Source organism: Paenibacillus sp. LK1, assembly GCF_002750415.1.
In the GTDB taxonomy this organism is placed as follows: Bacteria; Bacillota; Bacilli; order Paenibacillales; family Paenibacillaceae; genus Paenibacillus; species Paenibacillus taichungensis.
In genome coordinates this window covers 181,408-206,249 of sequence record NZ_PEII01000008.1, presented here as the reverse complement: position 1 = coordinate 206,249, position 24,842 = coordinate 181,408, and the positions used below count along the sequence as shown (strand labels likewise).

Here is a 24,842-nt window from a genome sequence, read left to right as displayed (position 1 = left end):
CTCATTTAGATAGATGGATTATATGTCATGTAGCCCGAGAATCACCATGGACGTTATCCAGATATACATTTGGACAATATCCCGTGAAAATCAGCAGCGCTTCATCCAGCATACGCATCACGCCTACGGCAGAGTAGTCAAACCAGGGATCACCTGTAATCAGATGAATCTGGTATTGCCTTACTGCCTTAAGCTGACGCCATACTGGCGAGTGTTGCAAACTGAGCCAGTATGCACGCGATGCGGCCTCAGGACACACCATAACAAGAATCCGATCTGGATTTAGCGCAGCCAGTTGTTCCAATGTTAACCGTGTATTGGCCTGAACATCGGGGAACGTCTCCAGTTGTAAACCATTGTTGTACAACACCTCTTCAATACCCGGATTTCGATACAGATAAAGGTGCTGCCCATACACTCGGACAACGATGACCTTCTCTCGGCCCACTTTCTGTTTTACGGAATCCCGTGCCTTCTCGACTCGCTGATTGTATACACCAATCCACTGCTCTGCCTGTTCTTCCCGTTCCAGAAAAGCAGCAATCATGCGTAACTGCGCACGCCAATCCAAGTGATACTTCGGTACAAAACAACAAGGTGCAATCTCAGCCAGTTTGGCCTGATCCGGGTCACTGATTTGATCCGTACCGACAATAGCGTCCGGCCGGATATGAACCAAACGCTCCACGTTGGCTTCAAATCTCAAGCTGGTATACGGGTCTGTCAGTCTCAAATGTGACTGAATCTCTGTTCGGTGCGCGTTATAATAATAAGCGGTCCATTTGGGATCAATTGGCGCAGCGACAGGCATGACATTAAGCGCCAGCAACTGTCCAATGATGCTGGAGGAGCAGGTGGCGATGCGTTTTCTCGCATTTTTGGCATAATCCGAAGGAGATACGCCCACTTCCTTTTTAAATTTGCGGCTAAAATAATACTCATCGCTATACCCTACTCTCAGCGCGATTTCACGGAGTTTGTACCCTGTTTCTTTCAGATATCGTTTCGCACGATTGATGCGAAGATCGGTCAGATATTCCATTGCACTCTGCCCGTAGGTCTTCTTGAATAGATCCACGAAATATTTCGCACTGATATTGGCTTTGTGGGCGAGATCTGCAATAGACAATGGTTCGTCATAGTGCTCGTCCATATATACTTTTACCTTGGCAAGATCCGTCTTGGGACTGCGGCCGGTAACGGGCAAGTGCGCAGGGGTCTGCGAATCATTTTCCAGTAACATAAGGCCACTCCTTTCGATCTGCTTGATCGGTTTGATATGAAATGTACAGGGCAATACAGCCGGTACTATATTAGACTAACGAAAATGATAATCATTATCAATTAAAATATCACATTCTTTTCCATTCAGTCAATCCATATATGGAAGAATGTACACAGTTCGATGTTAGGACTATCCAGTAAACAGTAAAAAAGCCAACTACGTGTTTGGGGCACGAGTTAGCTTTTGATGATGAGTTGCATGGTTAAGTTTGCAAAAATTTGAATTGAATTAATCCCGGCTCCGCAGCTTGCCGAGTAGACGAATAATTTCAAGATACAGCCATACCAGTGTAACCATCAATCCAAATGCACCGTACCACTCCATATATTTCGGAGCACCGTTGTCGGCACCACTTTCAATAAAATCAAAATCAAGTACCAGATTCAGTGCGGCCACAATGACGATAACGACAGAAATGCCGATTCCGATCAGGCTGTTGTCATGCAGATAGGGAACGGTAATCCCGAAAAAACCAAGAACAAAACTGAGGAGATACATAATCATGATGCCTCCGGTTGCTGCGACAACCCCAAGCTTGAAATTCTCCGTAGCTTTGATCAATCTTGTCTTGTATGCCATCAGCAGGGCAATAAAGACGGCCATGGTCAGCAAAGCAGCTTGCAGCGTAATGCCGTTATACAAGTATTCATACGTAGCCGAGAGTGCTCCGAGGAACATGCCTTCCGCAACGGCATAGATCGGCACAAGGTAAGGCGCCGCAACAGGTTTGAATGAAATAATCAATGCGAGGATAAAACCGACGATTGCCCCTCCATATGCAAGAGGAAGCACTTCCTGCCCATTGAAAAACATCATCCAGGATGCAAATGCACTGCCCAGCAGAATTACCAACGTAATAAACGCTTTGTTTACCGTACCGTTGATCGTCATTCTGGTTTGATACCGATCATCTCCATAACCTCTGGAGTCTTCAAACGTACTATCTTTGAGTGTAGGGTTACCGCTACGTCCGATCAAAACAATCACCTCTTCTATGTATTTGGTTAATCCTGTACTACCATCTCTAGGTTCTACATTGCTGTTTCTACGAACTACATATTAAATTACATATTGAAAAATAAAAATTCTAATGCTTCTAAGCAGACGTGGGATGCAATCCGCAGATCACATCCTTGTCTGTTGAAGCAAGCCATAGGCTATATGTCCCAAACCTTTGCGAAAAATACTTACACTTTATTCAGCACATTCCATCATTTGATTCCAATTCTTATCGCTCTTGGGGCACATTCGAGATACTTATTTGTACAACACTTTATCTACATTGTATTTCGCACGCAACGTGTTGATGATATAGGTCTCGTAAATTTCGCGGTCCACCGGATCTTCAATTACGCACACTTCGATGGTAGTTACTTCCTCGCGGTGTGACTTCATTGGTGATACCGTATCTTCAAAATGTTTCTTGATGCGCGGTCTTAATTTTCGTGCTTTCCCGACAAATAACAACTCATCATCGGCATTGTAAAACATGAAGATACCGCCTTTTTCCCGTGTAATCAGGTGGAAATCGGTAAATCCATAAATGTGGCTAAGCTGTGGATCAGCCTGCTTCGTGATGATGACATCTGGTGTTGGCACAGTAATATTAATCAATAGGTTCACTTCCTCATTATCTATAGGTTTACATCCTATCATATATTATAAAGGGAAACCATTTCATTAATAAGAAGCAAGATTCAAGCTTTTTTCAACTATTACGACAAATATTTCAAAAAAAAGGTTAACTTCCCTGATTCAAAGTGGTACTATAGGGGTATGAGGAAGAATTTGGGCACTAAGACATATGTCTTTATATCTACTTCCGTCTATTGTACCCTATGATTGATCATCTTTTTCATACTGAATTCTGTTACGTGCGCACGACAAGAGTACAGTTAGCAAGAACCTAGCTTTATAGCTTTACGATTCATCATCTATTCGACCCTTGCAGCAAGCAAACGTAGAAAGATCCTAGCTTTACGAAGATAGTATAGAACTGGATTGACCTAGAAAGCCTGCAATTATAGCCGTACGAGAGTAAATAGACACACGTAGAAGGACAGATAGCTATCGATCCTAGAGAGACTAGTCATGCAACGCCAACCTAGAAAGTTATAAGCAGCAGCACTATAAAAGATGGATCACGTTTCACCCCAGCCCGGCATGATGCCAGGGCTTTTTTACGTTTGCGCAAACAACCAACCACCTCCGCAGGGAAACAGAGGTATCGTGGTTCTTTCTGCGGGGGTTATAATATGGCAAGATAGCAAATAAGGGAGTGATGGGATGTATTCCGATCTGCAACTGACGGAGGACCGCCCTGTATATATACAAGTCAAAGATTATATGAAGCGATTGATGCTCAAAGGCGGCCTGCAAGCCAAACAAAAGCTTCCTTCCACCCGCGAACTCAGTACACTCATGAAAGTAAGCCGCAGCACGATTCTGCTGGCCTATGCTGAACTTGAGGAGGAAGGCCTGATTTACGCGGTCAAAGGCAAAGGCAATTACGTAAGCTCCACCATTGATGCACCTGAGGCAACATCCGGGTGGCAGCTGGACTGGAACGAACGTGTCAGTGATTATGCAATCCAGGCAGAGCAGTATGATCTGATGAAACATGGCTCTGGCTCAGAGCGTGGTGAGATTTCATTTACCAGCATTGCGCCGGATGAGAAGCTGTTTGACATGCACAATGTCAAAAGAGCCTTTCTCGACCGGATGTCGCTTGAAGGTGAAGTGCTGCTGAATTACGGATATGCGCAAGGCTACAGACCTCTTATGAAGTATCTGCTGCGCTATATGGAAAATAAAGGTGTCGACCTATCCGGCAAGGATATTCTGATTACCAACGGATTTACGGAAGGTTTTGATCTGGTACTGGGCGCACTTCGCAAAAAAAGCGGCAGGGCTCTATGTGAAAACCCGACACATCATACCGCTGTTAAAAATCTGAGACTTCATCAATTCCATCTCACCGGTGTGGATATGGAATCAGATGGTCTGGACCTGAAGCAGTTGGAACGGGAACTTGCAGCAAACCCGTATGATCTGGCCTACCTTGTGCCCTCCTACCACAATCCAACTGGGATCGTCACATCACCTGCCAAACGGACAGAGATCATTCGGCTGATGAACCAGTACCATGTGCCGATAATTGAAGACGGCTTTAACGAGGAACTGCGCTATTCCGGTTCCCATGTCTCCCCTCTGATTGCCAGTGTGGGCAAAGGGAACGGACTCGTGTATCTGGGCAGCTTCTCCAAGATATTGTTTCCGGGACTGCGTGTAGGCTGGGTCATTGCGGATGCGGCACTGATTGATTATCTGGAAAGCATGAAACGGGCGCGCAGCATTCATACCTCGACGCTGGATCAGTCCCTGCTCTATCAATATCTGAGCAACGGCAATTTCGAGAAATATTTGAAGCGGGCTCGCACGGAGTACAAGCGAAAATATGAGCTAGTCGTCCGCTGCTTGCGGCAGTATCTTCCGATGTGCCGGGTTTCCGGCGAAGGCGGACTTCACCTGTTCGTACAATTCCCACCAGAATACCGCACGAGGGAGCTGCTGGCGGCTTGCAAGGCAAAAGGCGTTACCTTCATGCCCGGGGATACTTTTTATCTTGAACCTGGCCAGGGACAAAACACGATGCGTTTGGGCTTCTCCCGAGTCAGCGATGAGAACATTCGCAAAGGTATTCGCATCATTGGCGAGACGGTTGCTCAAATGAAATGAGGAGGATTACACATGAAAGTTGGCGTGATAATGGGTGGCACATCTTCGGAGCGGAATGTTTCTCTGCTCACCGGACAGGAGATGATCAACCATCTGGATGGACAGAAGTATGAGGTTATTCCGGTGGAGATCAACAGCAAACGTGATCTCATTGAGAAAGCCGCAGGATTGGATGTGGCACTGCTCGCTCTGCACGGCAAATATGGCGAGGATGGTACGATTCAAGGTACGTTGGAGTCGCTGGGTGTTCCTTATACAGGCTGTGGTGTCCTCGCGAGCAGCGTATGCATGGACAAAGATATGTCCAAACGCCTCATCCAGCATGCGGGTGTACCTACTGGCGAGTGGCTTCAGGTAAGCAGTTTGGATGAATTGTCATCAACCGCTGTGCAGCAGTTAACGTATCCCGTTGTAGTAAAACCCAATTCAGGCGGTTCCAGCATTGGTACGCAAGTGGTACAGGAACCCTCGACTCTTCATGCGGCTGTAGAAGCGGCACTCGTCTGGGACGAAGTCGTCATGATTGAGCAATATATTGAGGGTGAGGAGATTACCTGCGCCGTTCTGGATGGTCAGATGCTTCCAGTTATCTCGATTCGTTCAAATGCTGATTTTTTCGATTACACTTCCAAATATAATGACGGCGGCGCTGATGAGCAGGTCGTTCATTTGCCTGCGGATTTGCACAAACGTGTAGAAGCGGCAGCACTAACCTGTTACCGGGTGTTAAAATGCAGTGTCTATGCCCGTGTGGACATGATGATTCGGGATGGCATGCCATATGTGCTTGAGGTAAACACGCTACCAGGTCTTACCCGAAATAGCCTGCTGCCCAAAAGTGCAGCCGCGGCTGGTATCTCCTTTGCCGGTTTGCTGGATTCCATCATTGATCTCTCGTTAAAAGAACGTCAAAAGGAGGCAACGCGATCATGAGTCTGAATATAACAATTCGTAACAGTACCCCTGAAGATCTGCAGGACATGGTCATTCTTATGGATCAACTCGGCTATCCAACCACGTATGCCGAGATGAAGGAGCGTTATTCGCACATCGCTGCGGATTCAAACTTTGCAACGTTGGTTGCCGAAGTCCGTGGCCGTGTCGTTGGACTGATCGGACTCCAAACATCTTATCTATATGAAAAAAACGGAAAGCACTGCCGTATTATGGCTCTTATCGTGCATGACCAGTTCAGAAGCTCCGGCATCGGTCGTCAGCTTATTCTGGAAGCAGAGCAATGGGCAGCCACTCATGGCGTGGATTCCTTATCCCTGAACAGCGGCAATCGCCCGGATCGTGAAGATGCGCATAAATTCTACCAACAGATGGGCTTTACCGCGGGAAGCACTGGCTTTAGCAAAAAGCCGCAGGCTTTGCAGCATAGCTGACTGTTTGGAAAGTAACATCAAAAAAACGCCCATTTCCAACACAAAGGTCGGAAACGGGCATTTTTTATAATATACAAATCTTACTTATGGCCGGTCGATGAAAATCCAGCCTGTTTCTTTTTCCTTATCTACAGATGCCCCAAGAGATTCGGCCATAAAGCGCAGTGGGACGTAAGTTTTGCCGTTTTTGCCCACATAAGCGGGTTCAACCATTGTTACTTCCTTGCCTGCAACGGTGGCCTTCTTGGAACCTACAGTCAGGACAATCTCATCGCCGGTGATATCGTCAATAACGACGATTTTATCCGACCCTTTGGTCCATTTCACTTCAGCATCCAATTCCTCGGACAGATAACGCAGAGGAACAAATGTTGTATTTTTAACAGTGACTGCGCCATATGATTCGTCGTCCGGATACAACATGACATATTTACGAGTGATTCCCGCTTCATCTTTCAACAGCTGATACACAAGTGAATTGGAATCAAAATTGCGCAACATCTGACCTGGCGTGATATCTCCCTGCATCAGATCAATTGCACCAGCCGTTTTGTCCACGGCATCCACAGTTACTGGTCCACCAATATTCCACAGTTCGCTGTCACCATATACAGATACCGATTTGATCGGCAGATCCTCAGAACCAGGCAACGCTACTTTGAAATCATAATTCTGTTTACGGATATTCAGTGCGCTGTCCAGATAAAAGTCCAATTTGAGATTGGTCTCAGTTCCGAACACCGTCTTCAATTCAGGTGTTTCGGTCAACAAGTTGGCTAGTTCCTTGTCGTAATTAGCAAGAATCTCGTCAAGACCGCCCTTAATCATTTCATACAATGAAGCAACTTCGGCATCCCGTGATTCGCTAATCGTAGAAGGAAGGGCACTGCCGTCGCCAATATCAACCGTGTTGAATGTAACGAGGATAGGGTAGAACACATCATACAGATCTCCAATCAGATCCTTGAGTCCTTGCTCATCCTGAGCAACACTTGTCAGAAACGGTTTAACCATGGCAAGAAGCTCTTCTCCACTGATCTCCACATGCAGCTTGGAGAGACTCAGCGATTCACCATTAACCGATTCCTGTACCGGGGTTACGGAAATATTTTTCGGGTTGGACAAATGCTTCAGCGCAAAGGTCAGCAATTTCGGGGAAAGCTCCTCGATCTGCTTCTCCAACGCCTTCGTATCTAGCATAGGAAGTGTGTCATCCTGCAAAGATATGTATAGAGGCTTTTGCGCTCCGTCTACATCAATGACCATTTCCGATTTATCCATCGACAAATGGAAAGGCAATTTCTTTCCTTGCATACTCAGTGTGCCTTTGACAGACGCCGTGTTGGAGTCCTTCACTTTGGCATCTTCAATATCCAATGAAACGGAATTAATGAGTTCAATCATTTGAAGCGCATCCTCATCGACGAGGTTTGCTGTAGGTTCAATTTTTATATGCATGGACTGTTTGGATTCACCGGACTTGACGGTTGTACTGTTGACAACGGCTTTGCCAATATCTACGCCACCTACGGCCTGACATCCCGTAAGCGCAACCATCATCAAAACGAGTGGTACGGCAATCCACTTCAATAGCTTGTGATTTTTGATACGATCTCCTCCTTAGGAAAAATGTGGTTCACTCCTATTATGAGGGTTATAGGTAATTGTTGTAAACCGGATCCATAAATAAATACCAAAAAAAGGCCGAACAATGGTCCGACCTCGAGTATGACGTATATTTAAAATTTGGTGTAATTCGCTTCAACAACAATATGCCTAGTCGAACCATAAACAGTTCAGTTTATTCTTTTTCCGTATCCTTGGACTCAGTGTCCTCATCGGATTCTTTACCATCGGTACGTGCAGGGGTTTCAAATTGATCCGGCTCGTCGTCTTGAATGGCTTTGTTCTCTTCATTCTGGTCTTGTGTCATATCGTATTCCCTCTCTTCTACCGGATTTTAGGCACAGTCTGTGCCTTGTTTCTATCAATAACCGGAATAATGACAAATTAAACAGACAGAGGTGGGATCTTAGAAAATATAAAAGACAATTCCGTTTCCGCTTGCAGCCGTTGCCTGATATAAAGCCTGAACATCATTCAGTGTCTGAACGATCTCCTGGAATGTCTCCTCTGCGTCCCAATCCTCCATGACAGGATACACGCCCTCAGCTACCATTTGTTCCAGGCTAAACCGTTTCTTCAATTCTTCAGGTGTCAGTTGTTCTAAAGCCATGTACGCCTCGAGCACCTGTTCATTGTTCAGCAGGAACAGATCCATGTCTGAATAGTTGCCCAGATATTGTTCGCCTGCCAAAGGGACCACATATCCCAGAGGAGGCTGCCCCTCTACCACTTCACCAGTCAACGTAAACTGAAGCATCTGCCACATTTTATCGATATCCAGCTCGACCGAACAATCATGTACACTGACTTCACCTGACTTAATGGATGCGACCAATTCATTGGTGACAACAAGATATCTGCCGGACATGCCCATACCCTTATCCCTCCTATGTATATACTTCTCTTCTTTCCCATTAACCGTGCATGTTGTACAAGAATCGGGGTAAAGAGGTGGAAAGGAACAATAATCTTCAAGGAGGAGCGGAATCCATGAAAAAGTTTGATTACAGCCTCAATTACGAGGAGCTTGATCTGCGCAAGCAACCTGAACTATATACCGTTGGCCGGGGAGAGCAAGGTGTATTAATGGTGGAGCCCTACAAAAGCGAGATTCAACCGTACTGGCGGTTCAAAACACCCGAAATTGCGAAAGAATCCTCGCAGAAGATCTACGAATTATTTTTGGAGTATAAGGAAAAGGATGACTTTGTCGGTATGGATATGGCACGCAAGTTTCTGCAAATGGGCTATACGCGGGCCCGGCGGTATACGAATCATAAAGGCGGACGCAAATATTCGAAGGAGGACGGCTCCATCCTGCCTTATCAGAATGATAAAGTGAAGGCTGAATCAGCAGCCATTTTCAAAGCACAATGGGAGATCGCCAAAACGGACCCGGATTATGTGAAAATGAAGCAGAAGCACCGGGAGAAGTACGAGTCAGAGAACGCGCAGGAGCATGGGTGAAAATACATGATTCATGCAGATGTTCATTTTGATATAATGCAATACATCAAGCTTCACACACGAGATTAACGATGTACGCCCATCCAAAGGAGCCCTTATGAACCCACCTAGCCACCATTTCATCCTGACGCTTGTTTGCATGACCCTGTGTCTGTTTATTCTGCTTCCTTTGCCTGCATCTGCAGCCAAGTCTGAACTTGCCAGACAACATGAAATGACGGCCTTTGGTCCACTACAAAGCGATGTTGACGGGATGCAGCCGGGATGGAACCTGGGAAATTCCCTGGATACGGTCGGAACTGATGAAACGTATTGGGGCAACCCGCGAGTTACCCGCGAACTGATACAGCAGATCGCTGCTCAGGGATACCGAAGTATTCGCATTCCTGTCACATGGGATGGGCATATTGGGGACGCACCAGACTACACTGTTGATCCAGCCTACATGGGTCGTGTTCAGGAGGTTGTCCAATGGGCGCTGGATGCCAACCTCTATGTCGTCGTGAACGTTCACCATGATTCCTACCTCTGGATCAGCCAACTGGAGACGGACCATGATCAGGTGCTTTCCCGTTATAAAGCAGTATGGACTCAGATTGCCAAGCAGTTCAAAGATGAACCACGTAAGCTGATGTTTGAAAGTGTTAACGAACCGCGCTTTCACCGCGGAGCAACAAATGCAGGCGACATGGGCTCAGGCAGCAATATTGATGAGGCACGGCAGTTAGAGCTTTTGCATGAATTGAACACTGCATTTGTAAAGTTGGTACGAGAAACAGGTGGAAATAACAGCGAGCGCCCGTTGGTCCTGCCTACGCTGGAAAGTTCACCAACACAGGTAAGACTCGACAGTTTGCAACAGACGATAGCTGGCCTAAAGGATCACAATCTGATTGCTACGGTGCATTATTACGGATATTGGCCGTTCAGCGTTAACATTGCAGGGCACACCACCTTCGATACGGATACGAAAAATGATGCGGCCAGCACGTTCAATAATGTGTACAACACACTGGTTATTCAGGGCATTCCGGTTATTCTGGGCGAATACGGCCTGCTCGGTTTTGACAAACATACGGATGTCATCGAACAGGGAGAGAAGCTGAAATATTTAGAGTTCATTGGTCATCAGTTAAAAGAAAAAAAGATCACGTCCATGTTATGGGACAACGGTCAGCATCTGAATCGACTAACATTCCAGTGGGCTGACCCGGATTTATTTCAGATGATTCAAGCGTCCTGGACAGGACGTTCTGCCGTAGGAGAAAGCGATCTGCTCTATTTCAGACAAGGTTCGCCTGTAGCAGACAGACAATTGACGATCAAATTAAACGGAAACAAGTTAGTTGCCCTGTATGCGGGTGATCAATTGCTGAAAGCCGGCACAGATTATTCGTTCATTGGCAACACCTTAACCGTCAAATCCACTGCGTTATCCCGGATGATCAGTTCAACTCAGAAGCTTGGGAACAATGGGATAATCACAGCGAAGTTCAATCAGGGCGCAAAATGGAAATGGAATGTAATTGTGTCCACGGAGCCCGAGTTGGGCCACGCAACAGGTAAAGTAGACTCCTTCTCCATTCCCACCCAGTTTCAAGGCGATCAGCTTGCCACGATGGAGGCTGTGTATTCATCCGGTGAGAATACAGCGCCACAGGACTGGACACCGTTCAAAGAGTTTTTGACCACATTTGCTCCTTCTTATGAAACGAATGAAATTAAGCTACAGCCCGATTGGCTCAAAGAACTGCACGATGGACAGATCGAGCTGACATTTCACTTCTGGAGTGGTGAGCTCATTCGATACACTCTGATTAAGAGCGGAAATCAGGTGACTGGCAAGGTAGAAAATTGAGCCTGTTCGCAGGTTGAGTTGAGATTGAACGCCCCGTTGATTGCAATGAGCGCTGCAGGATGCAGCATGACCTATGAAGTACTGAATTACTGAAGATTGTTTAAATAGAGACGCTGCCAGTGGAGTATGTCAGCTGTGGACATAGCTAAGCCATAATTGATAAGGAAATGAAAAAAGAAGCGGGCACTTCATCGCTCGGATGAAGGACCTGCTCCTTTTTATAATTATATATAAGGAATTACTATCACTAATTAATGCCCGGCTTCATTCTCAGCTTCCCAACGCGAGATTTCTGCACGGACCTTGGGAGCCACTTCTTTGCCAAGCAGTTCAATCGCTCTCATTACCTCCTCATGCGGCATCGTACCGAGGGGAGTGTGTAACATGAAGCGAGTGATACCAACTTCTTTGCGCAGATAGATAATCTTCTGGGCCACGGTATCCACATCACCTACATACAGCGCACCTTCCAGACTACGTGCCGCGTCAAAGGTTGCACGACTATAGTGTCCCCAGCCGCGTTCACGGCCTAGTATGTTCATTACAGCCTGAGCTGGAGGGAAGAATTTCTCTACGGCTTCATCTGTTGTATCCGCAATGAACCCATGAGAGTGGGAAGCCACAGTCAGTTTGGAAGCGTCGTGACCTGCATGTGCAGCTGCTTTTTTGTACAACTCCACCAGTGGTGCAAATTGAACGGGGCGACCACCAATAATGGCGAGTACAAGCGGTAATCCAAGCAGACCTGCGCGGACAACCGATTCCTGGTTACCGCCACTGCCGATCCATACCGGAAGTTTTTCCTGTACCGGACGCGGGTAGATGCCTAGATTATTAAAGGAAGGGCGGTGTTTGCCTTCCCAAGTTACTTTTTCCGAATCACGCAGCTTTAAGAGCAGCTCCAATTTTTCATCAAATAATTCATCATAATCATTCAGATCATACCCGAACAATGGGAATGATTCGATGAATGATCCCCGCCCTGCCATAATCTCTGCACGCCCATTCGAAATGCCGTCCAGCGTTGCAAAATCCTGAAAAACCCGTACCGGATCAGCCGAAGATAGCACCGTTACAGCACTGGTTAGGCGAATGCGTTTGGTCTGTGAAGCTGCGGCGGCCAAAATGATAGCTGGTGATGAAGCGGCATAGTCGGCACGGTGATGTTCTCCCACGCCGTATACATCCAGCCCCACCTGATCTGCCAAAACAATCTCTTCAACGACGTCGCGAATACGCTGCGCATGACTTATAAGTTCTCCTGTGTTTACGTCTGGATTCGTCTCCACAAATGTACTGATTCCAATTTCCATTGTCTATTCCTCCCTGTTATGAAGCGATCCGTCGTCCATCTAACCTATTGTAAGTAGATCACCTTTTGTTATTTATCTTAATATTGAACTATTTTGAGGAAAAATACAAGTGCCCCCTGTTTTCCAGAGGGCACTTTCGTGACATATTCTTCTCAAAATCCAATGATTTCATGATTATTTCTTTTTCCCAATGTACAGCAGATGAGACGAGATTCCCAGTATTGAGGGGTCTTTGGCCGCCTCAATCATATGCTGAATCAACTCATCGTATTCTCCGCGTTCTTTCCAATATTGCTGCTGCTCTTCTGTGAGCATAGCTCTCAGACTGGACGATCCAATCAGGTCTACCGTTTCGAATCCGTGCTGCTCCATAAACGGGTTAATATCCTGTATGTTGAAATAGTACGCCCCTGTAAACCGCCCTTGATCCAGATGATCGAATGTACCCTTTTCCACAAAAGACCGGATAGCTTCCATGTGGTCATGTGGTTTCCATTGCCGCGGGAATTGCAAAGAGGTAATGCCCATTCGCATACGGCTCTGCATCGCTACAAACACAGTTCCCCCACGCTTGGTGACCCGATGCAGCTCCCGTACCGCAGCCACTCGCTCTTCTTCCGTCTGCAAATGATACAACGGCCCCAGCATCAGAGACGCATCATATGTCTCATCTGCAATACCGTTCAGATGGGTCGCATCCAACACATGAAATCCGTCAAACTGCTGTGTCAAATCCAATTCCTTTGCCTTCTGTCGAGCCATATCCACAGATGTAGGGGTCAAGTCTGACAGCGTGACATGGTATCCAAGTTTGGCAAGCTCCATGGCATATTTGCCTGGTCCTGCGCCATTGTCCAGCACAAGTCCGGTTGCCGGAAGTGACTCTCGGACATAATGCATATTAATGATGAACTCCAGCGGTTCTCGGTCCAGCCTTCCCCACTCGTCAAATCTGGAATAATACTCAATCACACGTGATCTTTCCATGATTCTGCACCTGCCTTTTCTCAACATTAAGGCCATATAAAAAAACAAAAACCTGCCACCTCAACTAAGAGGCGACAGGTCTGACCTTCGCGGTACCACTCTTCTTGATCCATGAACAGGATTGGTTACATCATACTCCAACCTACCCTGCCATAACATCTCAGGACCTGATGACGGAGGTTAACCGTCAGAATCTACATGAAGTCAGCGTATAGCATCATTTTTAACATCTAGCCCTTTGTTTGCTGAGCAATGACGATATTCACGTAACTACGGTTCGATTCTGCCGCTCACAGGTGAGTTGGGGATAGGTTGGGCTGCCTTGCACCATAACGACAGTTCTCTGGACCAAACCTTGTGCCTTATTACTCCTGATCATTGCATTTGACTGTTAAATTTTATCCAGTATAGTACTTCTAAATATTTCCTGTCAATTCATCTCAAATAAATCTCTGAGGTAATCTCTCCGCCCATGTAAGATGCGATAAATGATAATACCCTCTAGAGTAATGCGGTAGAAAACCAGATAGGGAGAAACGACGATAAACCGGTATCCTCGCTGAATCAGGTTGTAATCATCCTCTGACAAAACAGAACCTATATTGGGAAAATCGGCGATGTTCCTTATTTTTTCATCCAGTTTATCAAGCATCTTCTCTGCCTGTTCTACGTTGTCCTTAGATATATAAGAGAAAATTTCGTCGAGATCATCAACAGCAGCAGGAGTATATCGGATGCTACTCTGTTTTGGAAGCATCCAATTTTCTCCGTAATCGTGTCATTACTTGCTCGTGACTGGGCAACTCTTCACCTTCAGCCACCTGTTTCTCAGCGACGAGTAGTTTGGATTGCAACGCGGTTCTGGCTTCCATTCTTCGGTACGCTTCATGGCTCATCACAACTAAATCAGCTTCTCCATTGCGGGTAAGTATCACGGGCTCATCCAGCTCATGACAATATTTAGAGAACCCATTATAGTCCTTGCGTATTGTAGTTGATGGTTTGATCTGCATAACTTCCCTCCGATATCATTATAATCACTTAATTATAACATTATAATACTACTTTATTCATCTGGGGTCCTTTCTCCACCCAACAAAAAAGAACCTTCACTTCCACATCATTGCAGAAATGAACGTTCTTTTATGGTTTAAGACAAGTCCACTAACATGGCAATCCAGCCGTGCCTAAAGAGAAGCTAGATTTTTTTCACAAACTCGGACTTCAACTTCATTGCGCCTAGGCTGTCGATTTTGCAATCGATGTCATGGTCACCGTCAATCAGTCGGATGTTTTTGACTTTGGTTCCCTGCTTAACTACCAGCGAGCTGCCTTTCACCTTCAAATCCTTAATGACCGTAACGGTATCGCCATCATTCAGGACATTACCATTGGAATCGCGTACTACTTTAGTTTCCTCCGCATTCTCTTCTTCTGATGCTAGCGCCCATTCGTGCGCACATTCTGGACACACCAACAGATTACCGTCCTCGTAAGTGTATTCGGAATTACATTTGGGGCAATTAGGCAAATTAGACATATGTATTAAACTCTCCATTCATTTTGTGGCTTCCTCGCAAGTATACGGGAATGCAGTCCATTGTTCCACATAGGCCACAGTGGTTAATTGATTTTAAACTAAATTTAAGATTGCCCCGCCCCCTGATTTAAGGAAGGTTCCTTATACTGAAGCTATAGAAGAAAAATGGTGGAGTATCACAACGAAATACTATTCTTAAAAGTCGTGTCTCACACGAAATGCTGATATACATCCTATAAAAGGAGTTTCTGCTCATGTCACCCTATGTTTTTCCTGTCCAAACGGCTTTCTTTATTTTTGTCCTTATCGCCATGTTTCTGCTGGTGCCTTGGTTAATCTACGGATATCGAAAAGATGGATTTTTTAGCTGGTCGCGGTTTGGCGTCAGCTTTTCATTTATTTTCTACCTACTGGCTGCATATTGTCTGGTTATTCTTCCTTTCCCGACGACTCGTAATACATGTGCTCAGCAAGCAGCGGATACCGTCTATTACAACCTTGTTCCATTCACCTTTGTAAAAGATATTATGAAAGAAACACCAATTGTCTGGTCTCAACCCGCCAGCTATATGGGAATGATTCAGGGCAGAGCTTTTCTGCAGGTTCTGTTCAACGTATTGCTTCTCATGCCACTTGGCGTGTATATCCGTTATTTTTGGCAAAAGAGATCTTACTGGAAACAGGCTTTGTTAAGCGGATTCGGCTTATCCCTGTTCTTTGAGATTACCCAGATCACCGGCTTCTACGGTTATTATGATTGCCCGTATCGGCTGTTTGACGTGGATGACCTGCTGCTGAATACTTCAGGAACGGTACTGGGATTTTTCGCAGCACCCATCGCGCTTGCCTTATTCCCATCTCGTGCAAGTATTCAGGCGAAAAGCGAACAAATCATCGAACAAAACAAGGTCTACCCTGTAGCCCAACTACTCGCACTCATTATCGACAGTGTAGTTGTCGTATTCCTGTCCAATCTGATGTCCATTTTCAATCTATCCCATACAAATGCCATGATTAGTATGCTAAATACCATGATTGCGATGCTGGTTGTATTTTTCTTTATCCCATCGCTGCGAGAAGGCAAAACACCAGGCTCAGCCCTGATGCGATTCAGATATATTGATCAACGGACAGGCGATCCTTCCAGCACTTCCCTGTTCAAAAGATTGCTCGCGCTTTACGTCCCTTGGCTGTTTGTGACCATTGCTCAAATCATAAACGAGTATGCTTTGCTAAACAAAAATGCGATGCTTGAGCCCTATAAAATATGGCTTTCTGTCGGCATTGTTGGTTTGCATGTGCTGATTCTTCTGGTGTTGTTCGTTCATGTCATGCTGGTGCTGTTCTCCCGGGGCAAGCGAGCCTTTTACTGTGATGATGTGTCTAAGACAAGAGCATCCCGAAAATAAATGCTGGACCCATTCCACTCACAGCACATAGGTTCAGGTGAAAGACAGTACTGTATCGTTTGCCATTAAAGTCGCCAAGTTGGTCCATCGTAAAAAAAGGTGTGCCTCGTCAACTAATGACGAGGCACACCTTTTAACTATGTTGAGATGAAGTTCAGAGGTCGCCGAACTATAGCCCCAGCAGCTCACGTTTGGAAGCTTCCGGATCATGGACCAACTCCAATTCATGATTAAAAATCAGCGTAGCGCGATCATCTTCGTAGGCAGGCCAATTTACTCCCGCTGTCTCAGGCTTGCCCTGCTTGGCAAACGAAATCCATGCATCCTGCACTTTACCTGCAAGTTTTACCGCGGCAGCATCCGGTTCGGCATTCATAAACTTCAATACAGGTAACGTATTAAAAGCAAAGAAGATATCGATGCTATGGATTGATTTATGCAGCAGTGGGTGCTCCGGCATCACCCAATCAAAGCGATACATCCATACAGGTGCATGTTTCTGCTGAGCTACCGCATATTGCACAGCCGAGCGCCAGAAGAACAGATCCGTCATCACCTGGGCCTGGCCATCTGCAGTTTTGGGATAACTGTCCGCAATCGCTACCCGATTCTCCAGATCAGGTGTCATGAAATCAACAGCCTTCACCATGTTGATCTCTTCAGAGTAAGGTACCTGAGGTTGAATGAACAACGAGCCTTCATGCAAAGTGGTTCCGATCAGCACAGGGATATCCTGTGCCGCGCCCTCTTCTACTGCCTGAAGAGGCAACTTCGGAAGTGTTACCCCATCCAGTATGGGCTGGAACAACAGGGCCATACCTGCACCGCTTTGTTGTTTAACCGTCTCGCCAGCAGCGATGATTTGCTCCACTGGAATGGTTTTGAGTTTGTGCAGGTCATCTGGTGTTACACCCAGAACCTTCAGCATGCCATCACGAATGGCTGAAGCCTGCTCTGCTGGCATGACTTGTGAGGCTCCACTTTGCATAATGGCACGATGGAACAATCCTTTGGCTGCTGGCATCGCCATCAAAGCCGCAATACTCATGCTGCCCGCAGATTCCCCGAATACCGTGACGTTATGCGAATCACCGCCAAAAGCTTCGATGTTGTCCTGTACCCATTGCAGTGCAGCAATCTGATCCAGTAAACCCACATTGGATGCAAAACCCTCCCCAAGCGGAGCCAGATGCAAGAACCCTAGCGGCCCCAGACGATAGTTGATCGTCACGACGATAACGTCTCCCCGGAGAACAAGTTGTGTTCCATCGTACATGGGCTGGCTGCCAGCGCCTGAAACGAACGATCCGCCATGAATCCATACCATCACGGGAAGTGGATCATGGCTTTCTTTTTCAGGTGCCCAGATATTCAGGTAAAGACTATCTTCCGAGTCCACCGGAGGCTGTCCGGATATGGCCTCGGTTTGAGGATTTCTTGGCTGTATATTTTCAGGGCCGAATTGCGTCGCCTCTCTGACTCCATCCCACGACTCGGGTGAGACCGGAGCCTGGAAGCGTAATTCACCCACGGGTGGTTTAGCATAAGGAATGCCTTTCCATACACTCGCTCCATGCAGAAGCTCTCCTTGAACCGTTCCATATCTTGTATTCACTTGAAGTTCCCTCATGCGCATATACATCCTCTCTACTGATCGATAGTTCCAGTTTACGACTGGTATTGTTCAGATCTGGGTGTAACTTTGAGCTGATGAAATTCTGTCTCAAGGTTTATTAAATAACGTACACGAAGAATAATTTTGTATTGCTTCAACGCCCTTTCGTGCTTACTGGCAGGCGCGTTTCCACTTATTTGAGTATAGATCTCCGCGATACCCATTTACAAGTTTGTCCAGATTCAAGTACCACTGCTACGTTTCACGTGGAACTTTTACAGCAATAATAAAGACTCCGCTTCAATTAACGAGCGAAGTCTTCTATTGTTGCCCTGCATATTTCATCAACTTACCCGTTGTATGGATCAATTACCGCCGTTTACTTTTATCGGATAATGAACCGTATATTCTGCGCCTTCAATCCAGCTCCCGGTCACATGATTACGTCCCTTAACGACAACCCGATCACGGTATACATCGACATGCAAACTCTCACTTCCCTCCAGATGCTCATCCTCATCCGTCCAGAGATAAGCTACAGAGGAAGCATTAAACATCGTTGGCATCTGTCCGCCACCTTCGTACATGGTACGTTGAGCCTGCAATTGCCAATGGGTATGCCCAGAGAAAAGGATGACCTGCGGATAACGACTTAGAACAGCCTTTAATGCTGCGTCCTGACTCACACCATACCAACCCTGTTCCTTCATGGAACCCGCGACTGTATCCATCAGTGGTTGATGGAGAAAAACAAAAATCGGCTGCTCCGGCAATGCTTGCTCCGACAGTTTCGTTTCCAGCCATTGCAGTTGATCTGCAGACATATCACAATCTTTCGGATGAGGCTGCTCCGTACCCAGGAAGATATAATGATATCCGTCGATCCAGTGGTCGTGATACGATCCGTTCATACCTGTGATTGCTGTAAAATCGCTCAACCGCTTCTGCCATAACCCTTCAATCGAGATCGATTCATCCAGTTTTTCAATGTCATGAGCCTCGACTTGGCCCATATCCCCTGAATGCCCCAACACCTCGCCCACCTCATGCTGGTTCATTGTGGTCAAGTTCAGCGGCGGATCTCCCCATAAAATGGCTCCGATATCATGATTACCTACAGTGTAACGTATTTGAGGCAATGATTCGCCGTGAGCCTCCAATATACGCTGCAACTCTTGGTATTCTTGCTGCAGTCCACGATCGGTCACGTCGCCCACATGCATAATTCCACTGCTGCCATGGCTATACGTTGCGATGTCTTCCAGCGCTTTCTCCAGATGACGGTTATGGATATGATCAGCCTGCTCTCTCACATGAGTATCTGTGATGACCTGGAAGCTGATTATCGGTTGTTCGTGTTTATTTTCATTTCCCATCAGGAATCACTCCATTTCAGTCCAATAATGCCAATCAGAATAAAGCCCATCCAGACGATCGACATCGCCTTCAGACGTTCACCCAGAAAGTAATGTCCCACGATCCCAATCAATGTAATGCCTACGCCCGACCAGATGGCATAAGCAACACCCAGCGGCATATACTTCACAGCAAAATTCAACAGGGTAAAGCTCGCTCCATAACAAGCAAACATAAGAATGGAAGGCCATACGCGGGTAAAACCATCCGAGACCCTCATCAGAATCGTACCGCTCAGCTCCAATCCAATCGCTAGGGCAAGCAGTATCCATCCTGTATATGAATGACTCGTCATCGGTTTACCTCGACTTCCAGCAATTCATCAAACGAACGAACCGTAAGGTCCGCGAGCTTGATATGAGCAGGTTCACCGATAGCAATCTTCCAGGCAGCTCCGGCAGCACGAGCCATCTCCATATCACCATCCGTATCGCCGATCACGACAGCTCTTGCAGTAGGTACACCCAGACGCTCACACGCCAGCAACAACATGTCAGGAAACGGTTTTCCCCGTCCAACCTGATCCGTTCCTACAACTACGGTGAAAAAAGATTCAATCCCCATCCACTTCAAATGACTTAGCGCATTTTCTGTCTCATCCGCTGTGACGACGCCCATTTTCAGTCCTTTGCTGCGACACTGCTCAAGAAAGGCAAGGACGCCTGGGAGGGGCTGAGCAGGGCGCTCCTTATTCATTGCATATTCTGCCTGTAGCAAACATTCCCTCACAATAATTTTCGCTTCCGCCCAGCTTAATCCTGCACGATAGCCATGCCAAGTTAATACGGCATAAACTTCCTCCATCGTTCCCATGGCAAGGGGCCCTCGCACATCATAACCGTTCATTCGTCCCTGCTCATCATGGAATGTTCCCCATATATGAGGAATCTCTGCTGCATTGAACTGAAGGCCACGGGCAGCAAGCTCTTCCCGGAAGTTCTCCATCACACGATCGGTCCAGAAGCCCCACATCGCTGTAAAATCAAGCAATGTCCCATCCTTGTCAAATAAAATAGCCTCAATTGGGGTAGAAAGGCTCCCCAGCATTAAATCGGGCATCGGTTACGCTCCTTGTCTGCAGAATTACTAAGTCAGAAAAGCGGCACATGACTGCACCGCTCCTCCAAGTTAAGCTTGTTTCCCTTGTTATTTCACGCGATCCAATTCTTTTTGAGCCTTTTCTTTGGCTTCCTTCAGCGCTTGTGCCGCTGGAATGTTATTAATCTGTACCTGATCTGCTGCATCCTTCAGTGCGTCATTGATTTTGCCTCCAGTCGGGTCCTGGAACGGAGCCGAAGCATGGGAAGCCTGCTGCAGTGGAACCTTGATTTGCGGGTTCTCTTCACTGAACGTTTTGAAAGCAGGATCTTCTTGAGCAGATTGACGAACTGCAATGTAACCTGTGTTCATGGACCAAGCTGCTGTATTCGCTGTTTCCGAGAAATACGTCAGCCATTTATAAGCTGCTTGCTGCTGTTCCGGACTTGCTTCAGCCGGGATACCAGCCATGATCGCACTCGCTACAGGTTTGCCTTGGCCTACACCTTCCCAGCCTGGCTGTTCCATAGCTGCAACGATGCTGAAATCCAGATCTCCCTGGTCACCGCTGGAACCGGTGTATCCAGCTGCTTTATTTTTCATCACATCATCAATGGTTTTGTACCAGTACTCCCAGCCTTGGCCGCCAAAATGAATACCCATGGTCTTGTCCTCATTAATCCACTTGCGGAACAGCTCCCACGTCTCTACCCATTCCGGTGAATCAATCGTTACGGTCTTGCCGTCATCACTCAGAATTTTCCCGCCTTTACCCAGCACGGCGTCGATCATGTTATCGCTACCCCACATCGGCTCCCAGCCGTAGAAGGTTGTCTTGCCATTCTCCTGCTTGCTCATCTTCGCTGCCGCTTCAGCAAGTGCCTCCCACGTGGTCAGAGTGGCAGGGTCGATATTATTATCTTTCAGCGCATCCATACGGTAATACATGATCTGGGTTGTTCCGTACATCGGTAAGAAATATTGCTTGCTGTCTACTTTTCCCTGCTCCAGGAAGGTTTGCACGTAATCTTCCTTGTTAAAGCTCTGATCGGCAGCGATCAGCTCATCCAGAGGCGCATAGTAGCCTTTGCGCGCCCAGTCGATATTGGAGCTTAGTACAGCGGCGGGTACTTTTTTCGAGGCAATGGCTGCCTGCAGTTTTTGTTCTGTCTCCGTGTAATCTGCTTGTACAATCCCTTTCACAACAACTTCGTTCTGGGATGCATTGAAGGCGTCAATCGTCTTCTTCATGTTATCTCCCAGGTTACCACCCAGACCATACCAGAACTCAATCTCGACCGGACTACTTGATGCAGAATCAGCTCCATTCGCAGCAGCTGCATCTGAACCCGTGCCCGTGCCGCTATCAGCAGAGGAACCACAGGCGGTGATCAGGGCAAAACTCGCAGCCAGTACCAGCGACATACCCCCTCTCCACCTGAGCTTTAATTTGTTCCGCCATTTCATACTCGCTTGACCCAATTTCATTTTGATTCCTCCTATATAAAGTATGTTGTGAAAATCAGTTCTTGTTCACGCCGGCAGTAATATTCACACTCTGCATGATCGTTTTCTGGGTAAACAGGAAAAGGATAAGCAGCGGTGCGATGGTAAAAGCACTGGCAGCCATGATCTGCGGCCATGCCAGACCGTAGGCTCCACCTTCCACGAAAAAGCTGCGCAGACCTGCGGATACCAATTGCAGATTCGGGTCTTTGGTAATGAGCATCGGCCAGAAATAGTTGTTGTACTGGTCAATGAATGTAATCAACACCATCACGGCAAATGACGAACGAACCAGCGGCGTCATAATGGTCCACAGAATGCGGAAGTGCGACGCTCCATCCAACTGTCCGGCTTCCACCAACTCGTGGGATACCTGCATGAACGCCTGACGAATCAGGAAGATGGAGAACACACTGACACAGTTGGACACAATCAGTCCGGTGTAGGAATCCAGTAATTTAAGTTCGCTGAGCACCAAATAACTGGGCAAATAAACGGCGGTGCTCGGAATCATGTAACCCACCAGAATCAGTCCGGTGAGTACGCCTTTTATACGAAAACGCATATGGGTGAGTGCATAGGCCATCATGCTGGAGTTAATAACCTGGATCAGACAGATCGCAGCCGCTACCCCTGTACTATTCAGAATGTAACGGGCAAACGGAGCAGCTTGCCACGCATCTACATAATTGTTCCAACGGAACGTTTCGGGCCAGAAGGTTGGCGGGAACTGCCAGATCTCGTCATTCGTTTTGAAACCGCTAATGACCATCCAGTAGAACGGAAATGCCATCGTCAGACTCACCAGAGCAAGCAGCAGATAGCGAATTGCGGTAGCAAATCCTTTTCCTCCACGAGGGACCTTCCGTTTCTGCACTTCTTCACGACTATTATCTTTTCTTGTTTGGTTGGTTAAAGTGGTCATGTTCATTAGTAATGCACCAGGCGTCGACCGAGCAGGAAGGATACTCCCGACAGCAGAACGCAGATCAGAATAATAACGACGGCGATGGAAGAAGCCTCGCCCACATTGAAGGACTCAAATGCAGATTGATAATACATGTAAAGCAGTGTTCTTGTTGATCCCGCCGGTCCCCCTTGCGTCATCACGTTAATCTGGTCATAAGCCTGAAGCGACTGGATCGTCAGGATGATGGACAGGAAGAACGTGGTAGGTGAAATCAACGGCAGTGTAATGCTTCGGAACTTGTCCCAACTGCCTGCCCCATCAATCGATGCCGCTTCAAGTAAATCGGATGGCAGATTACGCAATGCAACCAGGTAAAATACCATGGACCAGCCAATCGACTTCCACAGCGTGACGATGAGCACAGCTACCAGTGCCCAGTTCTGATCTTTCAGCCAGCCGATCGGGGATATGCCGACCCATCCAAGCAACAGGTTGGCCAGCCCCACTTCAGGTTCGAAAATCCAGGACCACGCAATGGAGACTGCGACAGTCGGGGTCACCCAAGGGGAGAATAGCAGGGTCCGGAACAGGCCGGAGGACTTCATCTTGCTGTTCATGAGCATGGCCAGCGCCAATCCACCCACAATCGTAGGCACTACACTTCCAAGACCGAACAACAGCGTAACTTTTAATGAACGGTAAAATTCAGAATTGGTTAGCAGATAGCTGTAGTTATCCAAACCGACGAATAATTTGTCAGGACTCATGAAGTCCCAATCCGTAAAACTCAGATATACAATGTATCCCAAAGGCCCCAGCCAGAAAATGAGTAATGGGATAAGGGCAGGAAGGGTGAAGAGAACCGCTTCTGTCTCCCTCCATAATTTCACACGCAATTTGCACACTCCTAATCGTCCAAATTTTATTTAATTTCTCTAAAAATCATGCCTTCAAACTCCCTTTAATCTCTTCTGTACAAAAATGATTGTATAATACATTTGAAAAAACTAATTCCGGGTTATGTTAAAATAACGCGAGGTCATGTAAAATATGAAAAGGAAACAGGGAGTCCCATCCATATACTAGAGGTGAGATTGTGGGAAAAGAAGCTGCCGAGGACCAGAACCATTCCTCGTTGTCCTATCGGCCCGAGCTGAGGGAGAAAGTCATTGACGCCATTGCCAATACCATGGATCTGTATGGAGTCAATCATTCATTTGGTCAACTGTATGGCATTATGTATTTTGAAGATCGCCCGATGACGCTGGAAGAGATGAAAACGTCCATGAACATGAGCAAAAGTAATATGAGTTATGCTGTACGTTCGCTTACCGAATCTCAGATGATCTATAAATTGGAGGAAAAGCGGGAACGTCAGGATCAGTATCTGGCCGAAACCAACTTTTTCCGTACGTTTCAGAACTTCTTCGGGGCCAAGCTTCAACGGGAAATCGACGTGATGCAGGAAAGCCTCCGGGAGGTCATTCCGCAGTTATCGGAGATTATTCTCGCCAGAACAACTCCGCCGGAGGAACGGGAAGACGCTTTGCGGGATTTGCATAAACTTCAGCATGCCGAGCAGTATTATGATTGGTTGCAGGGATTTGTAGACCAACTGCGGGATGGTGTTTTTTACAAAGACGCTCCACATGAAAGTGATTAATTACGCTAAGGAATCATATCCGCCTTATTATGAATAGCATTCACTCCGTTCCGTTCGTTAAACTACAAAAGCCAACTCGGCGA

General features: G+C 46.8%; 25 protein-coding genes. 7 read left to right on the top strand and 18 right to left on the bottom strand.

What is annotated here, in order from left to right:
• Window positions 1-25 precede the first annotated feature (25 nt).
• The 3 genes from CS562_RS19010 to CS562_RS19000 form a co-directional block, all read right to left on the bottom strand.
• Window positions 26-1,243: an AraC family transcriptional regulator gene (locus tag CS562_RS19010; protein WP_099857913.1), complete on the bottom strand. Its 1,218-nt coding sequence runs from the start codon at window positions 1,241-1,243 to the stop codon at window positions 26-28.
• 270 nt (window positions 1,244-1,513) lie between these two features.
• Entirely contained in the window at window positions 1,514-2,263 is a 750-nt protein-coding gene (locus tag CS562_RS19005; RefSeq protein ID WP_063565881.1) for a Bax inhibitor-1/YccA family protein, read from the bottom strand.
• A gap of 279 nt (window positions 2,264-2,542) precedes the next feature.
• Window positions 2,543-2,899 carry a nucleotide excision repair endonuclease gene (locus CS562_RS19000; RefSeq protein ID WP_076287303.1) on the bottom strand — a complete coding sequence of 119 codons (357 nt, stop codon included), beginning with the start codon at window positions 2,897-2,899 and terminating at the stop codon, window positions 2,543-2,545.
• A gap of 672 nt (window positions 2,900-3,571) precedes the next feature.
• On the opposite strand from CS562_RS19000, the gene pdxR reads away from it, so the two are divergent.
• Genes pdxR through CS562_RS18985 form a run of 3 tightly spaced genes read left to right on the top strand, consistent with a single transcriptional unit; the run spans window position 3,572 to window position 6,411 of the window.
• Window positions 3,572-5,023 carry a MocR-like pyridoxine biosynthesis transcription factor PdxR gene (gene pdxR, locus CS562_RS18995; protein ID WP_099857912.1) on the top strand — a complete coding sequence of 484 codons (1,452 nt, stop codon included), beginning with the start codon at window positions 3,572-3,574 and terminating at the stop codon, window positions 5,021-5,023.
• 12 nt (window positions 5,024-5,035) lie between these two features.
• On the top strand, window positions 5,036-5,956 hold the full coding sequence (locus tag CS562_RS18990) for a D-alanine--D-alanine ligase (protein ID WP_076287301.1): 921 nt from the start codon (window positions 5,036-5,038) through the stop codon (window positions 5,954-5,956).
• The gene (locus CS562_RS18985; RefSeq protein WP_076287300.1) at window positions 5,953-6,411 is read left to right on the top strand and encodes a GNAT family N-acetyltransferase; all 459 of its coding nucleotides are present in this window, start codon (window positions 5,953-5,955) and stop codon (window positions 6,409-6,411) included. Before CS562_RS18990 ends, CS562_RS18985 begins: the two co-directional genes overlap by 4 nt.
• 84 nt (window positions 6,412-6,495) lie before the next feature.
• Here the strand turns inward: CS562_RS18985 and CS562_RS18980 are convergent, their stop codons facing one another.
• The 3 genes from CS562_RS18980 to CS562_RS18975 all read right to left on the bottom strand — a co-directional run bounded on the left by CS562_RS18980 (window position 6,496) and on the right by CS562_RS18975 (window position 8,911).
• On the bottom strand, window positions 6,496-8,001 hold the full coding sequence (locus CS562_RS18980) for a copper amine oxidase N-terminal domain-containing protein (protein ID WP_257219542.1): 1,506 nt from the start codon (window positions 7,999-8,001) through the stop codon (window positions 6,496-6,498).
• A gap of 211 nt (window positions 8,002-8,212) precedes the next feature.
• Entirely contained in the window at window positions 8,213-8,344 is a 132-nt protein-coding gene (locus CS562_RS33510; RefSeq protein WP_256222229.1) for a hypothetical protein, read from the bottom strand.
• A 99-nt stretch (window positions 8,345-8,443) separates the two neighbouring features.
• Window positions 8,444-8,911, bottom strand: coding sequence for a YfbM family protein (locus tag CS562_RS18975; protein WP_076287299.1), 468 nt, complete (start codon window positions 8,909-8,911; stop codon window positions 8,444-8,446).
• 116 nt (window positions 8,912-9,027) lie between these two features.
• Between CS562_RS18975 and CS562_RS18970 the strand changes: the two genes are divergently transcribed.
• Both CS562_RS18970 and CS562_RS18965 read left to right on the top strand, forming a co-directional pair.
• A complete protein-coding gene (locus CS562_RS18970; protein ID WP_099857911.1) occupies window positions 9,028-9,504 on the top strand; it encodes a DUF4385 domain-containing protein in 477 nt (158 codons plus the stop codon).
• A 97-nt stretch (window positions 9,505-9,601) separates the two neighbouring features.
• Entirely contained in the window at window positions 9,602-11,362 is a 1,761-nt protein-coding gene (locus CS562_RS18965; protein ID WP_099857910.1) for a cellulase family glycosylhydrolase, read from the top strand.
• A gap of 251 nt (window positions 11,363-11,613) precedes the next feature.
• On the opposite strand, the gene CS562_RS18960 is transcribed toward CS562_RS18965, so the two are convergent.
• The 5 genes from CS562_RS18960 to CS562_RS18940 all read right to left on the bottom strand — a co-directional run bounded on the left by CS562_RS18960 (window position 11,614) and on the right by CS562_RS18940 (window position 15,202).
• Entirely contained in the window at window positions 11,614-12,675 is a 1,062-nt protein-coding gene (locus tag CS562_RS18960) for an LLM class flavin-dependent oxidoreductase (RefSeq protein ID WP_099857909.1), read from the bottom strand.
• Between the two features lie 174 nt (window positions 12,676-12,849).
• Window positions 12,850-13,662 carry a class I SAM-dependent methyltransferase gene (locus tag CS562_RS18955; protein WP_099857907.1) on the bottom strand — a complete coding sequence of 271 codons (813 nt, stop codon included), beginning with the start codon at window positions 13,660-13,662 and terminating at the stop codon, window positions 12,850-12,852.
• 430 nt (window positions 13,663-14,092) lie between these two features.
• The gene (locus tag CS562_RS18950; RefSeq protein ID WP_076287294.1) at window positions 14,093-14,419 is read right to left on the bottom strand and encodes a type II toxin-antitoxin system RelE/ParE family toxin; all 327 of its coding nucleotides are present in this window, start codon (window positions 14,417-14,419) and stop codon (window positions 14,093-14,095) included.
• Window positions 14,400-14,675: a type II toxin-antitoxin system Phd/YefM family antitoxin gene (locus CS562_RS18945; RefSeq protein ID WP_076287293.1), complete on the bottom strand. Its 276-nt coding sequence runs from the start codon at window positions 14,673-14,675 to the stop codon at window positions 14,400-14,402. The genes CS562_RS18950 and CS562_RS18945 overlap by 20 nt, the downstream gene beginning before the upstream one ends.
• 185 nt (window positions 14,676-14,860) lie before the next feature.
• Complete coding sequence (locus CS562_RS18940) at window positions 14,861-15,202, bottom strand: zinc ribbon domain-containing protein YjdM (protein ID WP_076287691.1); 342 nt, start codon at window positions 15,200-15,202, stop codon at window positions 14,861-14,863.
• 254 nt (window positions 15,203-15,456) lie between these two features.
• Between CS562_RS18940 and CS562_RS18935 the strand changes: the two genes are divergently transcribed.
• Entirely contained in the window at window positions 15,457-16,611 is a 1,155-nt protein-coding gene (locus CS562_RS18935) for a VanZ family protein (RefSeq protein ID WP_076287292.1), read from the top strand.
• Window positions 16,612-16,780: 169 nt separating this feature from the next.
• On the opposite strand, the gene CS562_RS18930 is transcribed toward CS562_RS18935, so the two are convergent.
• The 7 genes from CS562_RS18930 to CS562_RS18900 all read right to left on the bottom strand — a co-directional run bounded on the left by CS562_RS18930 (window position 16,781) and on the right by CS562_RS18900 (window position 23,992).
• Window positions 16,781-18,241 (bottom strand): carboxylesterase/lipase family protein, encoded by a 1,461-nt coding sequence (locus tag CS562_RS18930; RefSeq protein WP_099857905.1) that lies wholly within the window; start codon window positions 18,239-18,241, stop codon window positions 16,781-16,783.
• Between the two features lie 350 nt (window positions 18,242-18,591).
• Window positions 18,592-19,602 (bottom strand): metallophosphoesterase family protein, encoded by a 1,011-nt coding sequence (locus CS562_RS18925; protein ID WP_099857903.1) that lies wholly within the window; start codon window positions 19,600-19,602, stop codon window positions 18,592-18,594.
• Complete coding sequence (locus tag CS562_RS18920; protein ID WP_076287289.1) at window positions 19,602-19,937, bottom strand: DMT family transporter; 336 nt, start codon at window positions 19,935-19,937, stop codon at window positions 19,602-19,604. The genes CS562_RS18925 and CS562_RS18920 overlap by 1 nt, the downstream gene beginning before the upstream one ends.
• Window positions 19,934-20,701 carry an HAD family hydrolase gene (locus CS562_RS18915; protein ID WP_099857901.1) on the bottom strand — a complete coding sequence of 256 codons (768 nt, stop codon included), beginning with the start codon at window positions 20,699-20,701 and terminating at the stop codon, window positions 19,934-19,936. The genes CS562_RS18920 and CS562_RS18915 overlap by 4 nt, the downstream gene beginning before the upstream one ends.
• A gap of 87 nt (window positions 20,702-20,788) precedes the next feature.
• Window positions 20,789-22,168, bottom strand: a complete 1,380-nt coding sequence (locus CS562_RS18910) for an ABC transporter substrate-binding protein (RefSeq protein ID WP_099857899.1) — start codon at window positions 22,166-22,168, stop codon at window positions 20,789-20,791.
• 34 nt (window positions 22,169-22,202) lie between these two features.
• Window positions 22,203-23,117 (bottom strand): carbohydrate ABC transporter permease, encoded by a 915-nt coding sequence (locus tag CS562_RS18905; RefSeq protein WP_257219541.1) that lies wholly within the window; start codon window positions 23,115-23,117, stop codon window positions 22,203-22,205.
• Window positions 23,117-23,992 carry a carbohydrate ABC transporter permease gene (locus CS562_RS18900; RefSeq protein ID WP_099857897.1) on the bottom strand — a complete coding sequence of 292 codons (876 nt, stop codon included), beginning with the start codon at window positions 23,990-23,992 and terminating at the stop codon, window positions 23,117-23,119. The genes CS562_RS18905 and CS562_RS18900 overlap by 1 nt, the downstream gene beginning before the upstream one ends.
• 200 nt (window positions 23,993-24,192) lie before the next feature.
• Between CS562_RS18900 and CS562_RS18895 the strand changes: the two genes are divergently transcribed.
• Entirely contained in the window at window positions 24,193-24,759 is a 567-nt protein-coding gene (locus CS562_RS18895) for a GbsR/MarR family transcriptional regulator (RefSeq protein ID WP_076287286.1), read from the top strand.
• The last annotated feature ends 83 nt before the right edge of the window (window positions 24,760-24,842 follow it).

What these genes read in the sequence shown, in the direction of transcription:
- CS562_RS18930 (WP_099857905.1), bottom strand. Translation starts at nt 18,241, where the DNA reads ATGAGGGAACTTCAAGTGAATACAAGATATGGAACGGTTCAAGGAGAG.
- CS562_RS18960 (WP_099857909.1), bottom strand. Translation starts at nt 12,675, where the DNA reads ATGGAAATTGGAATCAGTACATTTGTGGAGACGAATCCAGACGTAAAC.
- CS562_RS18915 (WP_099857901.1), bottom strand. Translation starts at nt 20,701, where the DNA reads ATGCCCGATTTAATGCTGGGGAGCCTTTCTACCCCAATTGAGGCTATT.
- CS562_RS18905 (WP_257219541.1), bottom strand. Translation starts at nt 23,117, where the DNA reads ATGAACATGACCACTTTAACCAACCAAACAAGAAAAGATAATAGTCGT.
- CS562_RS18950 (WP_076287294.1), bottom strand. Translation starts at nt 14,419, where the DNA reads ATGCTTCCAAAACAGAGTAGCATCCGATATACTCCTGCTGCTGTTGAT.
- CS562_RS18955 (WP_099857907.1), bottom strand. Translation starts at nt 13,662, where the DNA reads ATGGAAAGATCACGTGTGATTGAGTATTATTCCAGATTTGACGAGTGG.
- CS562_RS18925 (WP_099857903.1), bottom strand. Translation starts at nt 19,602, where the DNA reads ATGGGAAATGAAAATAAACACGAACAACCGATAATCAGCTTCCAGGTC.
- pdxR (WP_099857912.1), top strand. Translation starts at nt 3,572, where the DNA reads ATGTATTCCGATCTGCAACTGACGGAGGACCGCCCTGTATATATACAA.
- CS562_RS18975 (WP_076287299.1), bottom strand. Translation starts at nt 8,911, where the DNA reads ATGGGCATGTCCGGCAGATATCTTGTTGTCACCAATGAATTGGTCGCA.
- CS562_RS33510 (WP_256222229.1), bottom strand. Translation starts at nt 8,344, where the DNA reads ATGACACAAGACCAGAATGAAGAGAACAAAGCCATTCAAGACGACGAG.
- CS562_RS18920 (WP_076287289.1), bottom strand. Translation starts at nt 19,937, where the DNA reads ATGACGAGTCATTCATATACAGGATGGATACTGCTTGCCCTAGCGATT.
- CS562_RS18970 (WP_099857911.1), top strand. Translation starts at nt 9,028, where the DNA reads ATGAAAAAGTTTGATTACAGCCTCAATTACGAGGAGCTTGATCTGCGC.
- CS562_RS18940 (WP_076287691.1), bottom strand. Translation starts at nt 15,202, where the DNA reads ATGTCTAATTTGCCTAATTGCCCCAAATGTAATTCCGAATACACTTAC.
- CS562_RS18910 (WP_099857899.1), bottom strand. Translation starts at nt 22,168, where the DNA reads ATGAAATTGGGTCAAGCGAGTATGAAATGGCGGAACAAATTAAAGCTC.
- CS562_RS18990 (WP_076287301.1), top strand. Translation starts at nt 5,036, where the DNA reads ATGAAAGTTGGCGTGATAATGGGTGGCACATCTTCGGAGCGGAATGTT.
- CS562_RS18935 (WP_076287292.1), top strand. Translation starts at nt 15,457, where the DNA reads ATGTCACCCTATGTTTTTCCTGTCCAAACGGCTTTCTTTATTTTTGTC.
- CS562_RS18945 (WP_076287293.1), bottom strand. Translation starts at nt 14,675, where the DNA reads ATGCAGATCAAACCATCAACTACAATACGCAAGGACTATAATGGGTTC.
- CS562_RS19010 (WP_099857913.1), bottom strand. Translation starts at nt 1,243, where the DNA reads ATGTTACTGGAAAATGATTCGCAGACCCCTGCGCACTTGCCCGTTACC.
- CS562_RS18985 (WP_076287300.1), top strand. Translation starts at nt 5,953, where the DNA reads ATGAGTCTGAATATAACAATTCGTAACAGTACCCCTGAAGATCTGCAG.
- CS562_RS18965 (WP_099857910.1), top strand. Translation starts at nt 9,602, where the DNA reads ATGAACCCACCTAGCCACCATTTCATCCTGACGCTTGTTTGCATGACC.